We start from the raw sequence: 7053 nt of genomic DNA on the forward strand, positions 1-7053 counted from the left end.
AATTCGGTTCTCTTCTTGAATCAGAAAAAGAGGCTCGCGAAAGCGCCAGAATTTGCGGCGGAAAGACTCACATTGATTCCTAAATGCCGCCGTTCATGATTCATTCAGGCATCTTCTGTCAAACTCAAGTCTATTTGACATTGATGACTGATTATGGAACTGCGGAACAAAACGATTGAGCTCCAAATATCGTGGTGAACTTATGATGAGCTAGATACGGTTATAGAAGCCTTCATCGTCGATGAGGTGTGTGAAGGAAGTCTTCTTAGCCTTATTATGGTATCAGAAAAAGGAGTCGAACCCATCCAAATGGAACAGCAATGAGAATCAGCGTCTTTGTTGCAGATTAGTTCAGAGTTGAGATGTAAATGGCCTCTGTTTGCAGTATGATAATTGAGCTGCATACGAACGATTATATCAAAAATTGGAGACTCCTAAAGGGTTAATAGCGTTGATTTTGCTCATGAGCGGTTTCTCTTTTGTCTCCAGGAACTCTAATCCTAACAAACAGGGAGGAATTTCTATGAAAGGATCTAAGAAAGGACTCATTTTGACACTTGTCTTGGTTGTCATTTCATCAATGATGGTCTCTGCCAGTTTGACAAGAGAAATCGAACCGCTGCCTCTATGGGAAAAGGAATCCACTCGTGAAGCCCATAGGATAATTGTTATGAGTGATTTACATCTGGGAGTGGATGACAGTTTTTCCGAAACGGTGAAGAACAAAGACCTGATCGCTGAGTTCCTGGAACGATTAGTGATAAGCGACATCGACGAGCTTGTCATTGCAGGCGATCTGCTGGACGAGTGGTTCGTGCCGATATCGTATGAGCCGCACTACGATTTGGGAGCTTTCTTCGAGAGGGTTGCGGAAAATAACGCTTCGATTGTTGCAGCTTTTGAGAAGATTATCCAAAGCGGTATTACGGTAGTCTATGTTCCGGGTAATCACGACCTTCTCTTGGACGAAGAAACGCTTGCGAAATTGATTCCCGGAATTGTCCAGGCCCGTGATGTTGATGGTCTGGGAACCTATCGTACGGGTATGCGTTCCGAGATTGTCATTGAGCACGGTCATCGTTATGACTCTTTCTGCGCACCTGATACTTTGTCCAACAAAGAAATAACCGGCGATTATCCTTCATTCTTACCCCCTGGCTATTTCTTCACCCGTATTGCATCTACATCTGTTGTGGAAGGCAAATCAGCACCGCAGAAGGATTTCCCTAAGATTGAAGCTCCTTCAAAAGAAGATGCGGATCAGCTTGATGCCTACACGTATTACAGTGTATGGCTGTGGGCCATGACAACCTTTCCCATCAAAGCTGATTTCGATGAAAAAGCGATTTATGTCGGTGTAAATGGATACGACAACAGTTTTTCTCTGAGCGATTTGTTACCTACAGTCCAGGATGATGGCTCGATAAGCGCCGTGCTATATGCAAACGCCCAAAGACGTTGGGACGAAGTGCAACAGATCAACAAAGTAGCCACTAAGAATTCTTATTCCGAAGCAACTGTTGGTGCAATTGATCATACATTCTTTGACAAACAGGCTGTGAAGCAGTACTTTGATCTAGATTCGACCGTTGATGTAGTCGTTTTCGGACATTCGCACGTGCCGCTTGTCAATCGCTACGAAAACGAGTATGACAAAGAAAAAGTATATGCCAACAGCGGTACCTGGATTGACGAAAATCTGATCGGTCTCGAGAGGTGCTTTGTGGTTATCGAATCCGGTGAGCAATTCACAGACGTTCGCCTGATGGAGTATCATGCAGATGGAACCATAAGCAATACCGAAGAGAAGTAAGGACTCTGCTTTAATATGAAACCGGCTCTCGCTACTGTATCAGTAGCTGAAAGCCGGTTCTTGCACTTCCTTTCTTCCCGGCAGGCTTCAAGATCAGATTAGAATCACAAACCTCGGTCTGTTTCTTCAGATTAGTCATGAATTCATCGTAAGAATGCTTATCAGAGCACGGAGTGATTTTTCAGTAGGATCGGTCATTCCTCCAAATCTTTTTTTGCGAGTCCCCTGATATATCTTGATGACTTCTCACTGTCCTCTCTTATCCTAATGAGAACTGTTCTTGGTTGTTGACAAGAGCATACATATAGAGCACACCAAATAACGTGTTAGGGTTCCTCGGGAAGAAGGAATGTTTGGTTGTACCAAGAAACGGTGTGGATCACAGTCCAGATCTTATAGGTAGTTTGTTATTCTTACTTGATTCAAGGCTATAGTTCAATTCGTGTTCACCTTTATTAATCAAATCCAGCCTTTGTCCAACTTATTGCTCATATGTAGTAATTCTCTCTGTTCACACACAATCGTAGAAATCACAAAGTGAATTGGAGGTGTTAGTCAATGAGTAGAAAGGCACGCTTTCTTCTGGTGATAGTACTGGTAGTAGCATTCACGCAGATTTTGTGGGCTCAGCTGCCTCAAACATTGGAAGAGATGGAGCAGGGCAATACGACTGGCGTAAGTCAAGGGTTTGCTACGCTGAATACCTTGGTTGGATCGCTTCAAACATACTCAAAAAATCAGTCGTAAGACGTCCGAGCTGAAAGTTTTGAGATATTAGGTATCATACTTGGTAATTTGCAGGATTCCTTGATTACCCACGCGTCACTCTGGAAGAACAATGAGCGCTTCCGTGAATTCATTCCGAGAGAACTGGCTCTTCTTGGAAAGATAGCCGGAACGATGCTCATCGCCGGTCTGAAAGATCAGCCAGCAGAAGTACAGATAAATTCCGTGCTGGCTATCGGAGTATTACTGGGAGGAAGGGCAGACTTCAAGGCTCTTGCCTTCAAACCTGCAAATCCAGAATTCCAAAATATGTTCTCGATATCTAGAACGGTATTGGAGGAATTCAGCAGGCAATTTGTGCTACTCTCTCCAGAAGTGAACAACGATCAGCTAAAAGCATTATCAGATAAGGTACATGACATGATCGAATGATGCTTCGAGGAATCAATTCTGTGGCGTTGTCTCAAATTTATATACGCGTATTGGTCTTCAGAAATCTCATTCAAAACTATTCTGGCTACGAAAGACCAGACAAGACAAGTGATCGGATTTCCCCGATTTCTATATGCCAGCACTTGTTTATGAGTCACGGGATAGAATGCATGAAGCGTCGTTTAAATAAGAATCTGTCGAAGAGTCTGTCCTTCTCTTTGCGCTGGCGGTGTGCCGGGAAGCATACAATAACTCAACTCAATGAGACTACTGAAATGCACATTAGAGAGTCTAGCTTCAGTGGTGAGAACGAAAAGCTGCGAGCAACTCGCTGCGTATTGATTGCGAGTGGCACTATCACCGTAAATCTACCACATGCACCCGATACGAAACATGATGAAACTCACTCTGCATACCATAATAGTGGTATCACTTTATCTCTAATCGCCAAAACGAAGAAACCGAGATTCCTCTTCTTGTACCAGTATTATCTATGCAGTTCTTTTAGTCAAATGCTCATTCTCCATAAACAATCGCGATTTTCGAGCGAACAGGAATATTCACTGAGTTCGGACCCGGTATTTGGCCGCGCAAATCGAACTCTAGATTGACCCCCGGCCTGAAGATTAGCACGTGAGTCGATCCTCCAAAGTGGAACATGCCCAGCTGATCGCCCTTTTCCACATGCTGGCCTTCATAAGCAGTTATCTCATTTGAAGATACTTCCGCCATACCGACAAATACGATGCACATCAACCCGACATCTGGACTGTCTGCCTCTATGAAGATCAGAGCCCTGGAAGCCACTTGCGCGATATACCCCTGTGATTCGTTCGGACTTGCAGAGTCGAAACCCGCGGACAATGCCGAGGCGTAGTAGGAACCGTCAATCAGGCGAGTCTTCACGATCCGTCCGCTCACCGGGCTGTGCCATCTATGATAGCTCAGAGCGCTCAAAAAGGCCTGGTAAATCGTCCCGCCCTCGAAGAGCTCTGTCATCGGATCACCTGCAAGCATGTGCGAGAGAGAATACTGCTGTTCCTTTATCCAGAAGCTGTCCTTTAGTTGGACGTCAGTCGCAATCTTGTATGGAGCAGATTCACAGGCGTTGACAATCACCGAGTCATCGTCTGGGCAATCCACAGGGCGCCTGCCTTCACGATACTGTCTGGTGAAGAAGTCGTCCCAGGAGGTGAAGCCATAATAGGGAAGGTCCGGGTCACACTGGAAATCTTCTGCAAAGTCGGGCATGGCCGCCATCGCGTCTCGTCCAAACCAACCCTTCTCGGGATCCTCGCTGAGCACGTATCTAGAATCGGGAGAGCCAAGAAAAACTGCCCACTGACTGAGGATCTTCTTCAGCTGTCTGTTCACTTTCTCATTCAAGAAGGCGGTAGTCCCCGCAGGGGTTCCCATTGCCCAGTTGATCACCGCGTTGATGGGAAACCCAACCAGTTCGCTCTTGTTGAACTCCGGGGCTTGAGTCAGAATTTCGTTCATCACATTCAACATTTGCCTGTAGTCTTCTATCTGGGGATTTCCTGTCGGGTCCAACTCAAATTCCGGTGTCGAAGGAATCTGTTCGAACATCTCGTTGAAGAGCATGAAAAGAACCGGGTCCTCTTCGATGATCTCCTGAAACTCCTGGATCACCGGATGAAGATTCGTTACAGAAAAAGCCAGAGATGCCAGAATCAGAACCACGCAGACAAACGTTACCCGCCGTTTCAGATTTCCAATCATTTAGATACTCCTCCCTCTTGAACCTATACCGATGCTTCCGAATCCGCTGTCAAATGCAACTGACATATTTGAGACTCACTTTCTCCAGTATGCAGCACTTCCTATCTGGAACTGCCTTTCGCCCGGCCGCTTCATGAAAGCTGGCGCTGAATCTCCTCTACACTAAAAACAAGTGTGAGAAAAAAGCTGAACCCGAAAAACGAAAGCAATAGCTCTAATGGGACACTTCCCTCCTAAAGATTTCCGCACTCTGAGTTCTATTCCTAACCCTTGTCTTGCGAGGATTCAATCCATTATAGAACTCTATCCCTTCAGAAAGATCGAGTCTCATGAGTGCAACGCTGGTCGCTGATCCCTGCTGAAGACAGCCCTGTCCGTTAACGGTCCGTCGTTGGGCAGTGTGAGAGAAAAAACTATTCTTCCAGAGTGAGGATCCGTTCTTCGTTCTCGATAACGGTCAACGAAGCAAACTCTCGTTCTCTCTAAGCGAAGCTCTCGACAACGATCTTATCGCTGAGTCTGACCCTGCCTCCTAAATCCCCTCTCGAGAGGGGTGGAGACGGCTCTATCGTCGACGGGGTGAACACACCAAGAACATCCCTCAAGTTCAGACGACGAGATACAGTATTTTCGGAATCGCTTATCACTATCATCACGGACTTGACACGTGCTCTGACTCTAGCAAATCATGGGTTGTTCTCTGTAGGTTTTTCACGGAAAACTAGTCATCTACCGAAATGATCTACCAAGGATGAGATACGCGAAGAACATATGCGTTCTTAAAGGCGTATGAGAAATATGTCTCCACTCCCTCAAATGAGTTCATTTCCCTATCGGATATGATACATTCGTTTGATACCGGAACGTTTTGCTCCTACCATTGATAGGATTTACCAACTTACTTGAAGTCTTCTGCCTAGCAGGGGCTCAATGGAGGTGTTTTGTGCGCAAGACTCTAATAGCGGCTTTTGCTGTCGCATTGCTACTCCTGGTTCTACCCGGTTGTCTTCCGAAACTTCCTAAGGATCTGCAAGCGGCGATAGAAATCGTCAAAGGCATTCTTCCGGATGAAATTCCGCAAGGCTCAGAGTACATCTGTTCTTTCTACTCCAAAGAGCTGACATCTGGATCGAAAATCGATCTTGAGAACCCGGGCTCTATTGTCGACGGAAACATAGATGGCGTGGCGGCAACGGACAATACAATCACGGTAAATGAGCCTTCTTATCTCTTTCTTCTTGATCTAGATCCCGGCTCGTTCTTCGCCCATCCAGTCAAAGCGATTGTAGTTGGCGTCAGCGGGCAATACAGGGTCATCTCAGGAAAATGGCTGCCCAGGGTGGACGAAGTTGTGCCCGAAGAGCTTAAGCTACCGATTCCGCCAAAGGAAAGGCTGGTTGACTGGAACGTTTTTCTGAAGGAGCCTTCCGGCAAAATGCAGAATCTGGTCTTCGACAGAATCACCCCCGACTGGGGCGAGCGAGAGGCGATCATTGTGGTTCAGGGTTTGCTGCCATCGGAATCCTTATACACCGATTCCATTTCAACATATACTGTATTCTTAAACCTGGCTCTTGCATACAAAGATGCGATGCCTGAAGGCAGAGTTGAAGTGCAGGGGATATTCGGTGAAGGAGCGGCAGATATTCTAACCAGCATAAACTCATACGCCGCAAAGAAAGAGATAGTAACTGTCTATATCATCGCCCACGGAGACACCGACGCTATAAGACTTGGAGGTGTTTGGCATTACGCCTGGCAGTTCAGAACAGTCTTCTCCAGTTATCCGCTTACTCAGTTTAATTTCCTTCTGGGTTCCTGTCATTCCGGAAGCTTCATAGACGATCTGAACACTCTGGAAAACATCAGAACAGTACTTACCGCATGTAGAGAGCAAGAAGGCGCTACCCGAGATATGGATCAACGATACTCGCTGGTCTCCCCTTACGAGCTAATGAATGATTTCAATCCATCAGATGTGGGAAGCGAATGGACAAGTTCAATCGTTGATGGGGCCGTCAGTATTTTGAAAGATCCTACACAATTCAATTTAGTAAGAGCCGACTCAGTGATTTACGATGTTCCGGTTATTAGCATGCTGCTGAAGAAGGCCCATATGGCAGCGCTTGGAAACTGGGCTCCATACTATTCTGAAAACCTCGATCTATCAAACAGGATAGGAAAATCTGTCCCGCTGAAGTACTGCTCCTGGGAATGAGAAAGAGCGGAATAAGACGCAAGCGCCGAAAGAACATCGGCGGACGCAAGGCTGGCAAGGATCACGCCAGGTCGCAATGCCCGGAAAAGCGTCCGGGGACGCAAGGCTGCCTTCGGCAGGA

The 7053-nt window shown here is 46.3% G+C and carries 5 protein-coding genes; 4 read left to right on the plus strand and 1 reads right to left on the minus strand.

What is annotated here, in order from left to right:
• The first annotated feature begins 523 nt into the window (after nt 1-523).
• The 3 genes from B3157_RS10680 to B3157_RS10690 all read left to right on the plus strand — a co-directional run bounded on the left by B3157_RS10680 (nt 524) and on the right by B3157_RS10690 (nt 2971).
• The gene (locus B3157_RS10680; RefSeq protein ID WP_292590424.1) at nt 524-1813 is read left to right on the plus strand and encodes a metallophosphoesterase; all 1290 of its coding nucleotides are present in this window, start codon (nt 524-526) and stop codon (nt 1811-1813) included.
• A gap of 558 nt (nt 1814-2371) precedes the next feature.
• Nucleotides 2372-2560 carry a hypothetical protein gene (locus B3157_RS10685; protein WP_292590426.1) on the plus strand — a complete coding sequence of 63 codons (189 nt, stop codon included), beginning with the start codon at nt 2372-2374 and terminating at the stop codon, nt 2558-2560.
• Nucleotides 2561-2620: 60 nt separating this feature from the next.
• Entirely contained in the window at nt 2621-2971 is a 351-nt protein-coding gene (locus B3157_RS10690) for a hypothetical protein (protein WP_292590428.1), read from the plus strand.
• Between the two features lie 516 nt (nt 2972-3487).
• Here B3157_RS10690 and B3157_RS10695 read toward each other — a convergent pair.
• Nucleotides 3488-4714 carry a phosphatidylserine decarboxylase family protein gene (locus tag B3157_RS10695; protein WP_292590429.1) on the minus strand — a complete coding sequence of 409 codons (1227 nt, stop codon included), beginning with the start codon at nt 4712-4714 and terminating at the stop codon, nt 3488-3490.
• A 943-nt stretch (nt 4715-5657) separates the two neighbouring features.
• Here B3157_RS10695 and B3157_RS10700 point away from each other — a divergent pair.
• Nucleotides 5658-6932 (plus strand): hypothetical protein, encoded by a 1275-nt coding sequence (locus tag B3157_RS10700; protein WP_292590431.1) that lies wholly within the window; start codon nt 5658-5660, stop codon nt 6930-6932.
• Nucleotides 6933-7053: the final 121 nt, after the last annotated feature.

Source organism: Mesotoga sp. UBA5557, assembly GCF_002425715.1.
Taxonomy (GTDB): Bacteria; Thermotogota; Thermotogae; order Petrotogales; family Kosmotogaceae; genus Mesotoga.

Excerpts from the sequence above, each read along its gene's own strand:
- B3157_RS10695 (WP_292590429.1), bottom strand. The coding sequence starts at position 4,714 with ATGATTGGAAATCTGAAACGGCGGGTAACGTTTGTCTGCGTGGTTCTG.
- B3157_RS10680 (WP_292590424.1), top strand. The coding sequence starts at position 524 with ATGAAAGGATCTAAGAAAGGACTCATTTTGACACTTGTCTTGGTTGTC.
- B3157_RS10685 (WP_292590426.1), top strand. The coding sequence starts at position 2,372 with ATGAGTAGAAAGGCACGCTTTCTTCTGGTGATAGTACTGGTAGTAGCA.